Here is a 1,085-nt window from a genome sequence, read left to right as displayed (position 1 = left end):
GTGTATTGACCCGCAGGGTTGTTGACGCGGCTGATGGGCGGGTGTCCGTCGAGTGCGGTGTGGCAGCGGTGGTGGTTGTAGGTGTGGAGGAAGTCTGCCAGGGCCGCTGTCCGTTCCTGGTTTGAGGTGTAGGGCCGCAGGTAGGCCCACTCGTCCAGGAGGGTGCGGTTGAAGCGTTCGACCTTGCCGTTGGTCTGCGGCCGGTAAGGCTGGATCTTCTTGTGGGCGATGCCGGCCGCGGTCAGCGTCTGGGTGAACAGCTTGGACTTGTAGCAGGAGCCGTTGTCGGTCAGCACGCGTTCGACGGTGATGCCGTGAGCCTGGAAGAACGCGTTCGCCCGCTGCCAGAAGGCGATCGCGGTGTGCTGGCGTTCGTCGGGCAGGATCTCGCTGTAGGCCAGGCGGGAGTGGTCGTCGACGGCTGAGTGGATGTAGCTGTAGCCGATCACCGGAGTGCAGCTCTTGCGCTCGGTGGTGGTGGCCTGGCGGTTGCGGTCGCCGGCCGTGCGGCCGACGCTTCGCCAGCCGCCGCCGTCGGGGATATTGCCCAGTTTCTTGATGTCGACGTGGACCAGCTCGCCGGGCCGGTCGCGTTCGTAGCGGCGGATCGGCTCGCCGGTGGGACGATCCAGCCAGGCCAGGCGGTTCAGACCGTGCCGGAGAAGGATCCGGTGGACGGTCGAGGCGGGCAGGCCCAGGATCGGGCCGATCCGGGCCGGGCCGAGTTTGCGGCCGGTCCTCAGCCGGCAGACGCGGTCCTCGACAGCGGCGGACGTGCGGTGCGGGGTGCTGCGGGGCCGGCTGGAGCGGTCGTGCAGGCCCACGTCGCCCTCGGTCCGCCAGCGGCGGACCCATTTGTGGGCGGTGGGACGGGATATGCCCATCTCCGCGGCGACGTGCGCGACGGGACGGCCCGCGAGGACGCGTTCGACCAGGATCCGCCTGCCGTGAACGGTCAGCCGGGCATTACGGTGGGACACGAAGACCTCCGTGTGCGGTGAAGCCTAGACACCTCCACCACACCGGAGGTCTTCGCCATGATCAAGACCCGCGACTGTCAACAACGCTCGTGATCAATACACCTA

Annotated in this window: 1 protein-coding gene; it reads right to left on the bottom strand. The window is 67.9% G+C overall.

The features are described from left to right. The coding region (locus ACIGO8_RS34010) for an IS481 family transposase (RefSeq protein WP_399738936.1) at positions 1–980 on the bottom strand (980 nt) is incomplete at its 3' end. Positions 981–1,085 lie beyond the last annotated feature (105 nt).

Origin of the sequence: Streptomyces sp. NPDC053493, from assembly GCF_044544825.1 — a bacterium.
In the GTDB taxonomy this organism is placed as follows: Bacteria; Actinomycetota; Actinomycetes; order Streptomycetales; family Streptomycetaceae; genus Streptomyces.
Note: the sequence above shows the minus strand (reverse complement) of the source record. Positions and strands in the feature narration are given on the sequence as shown.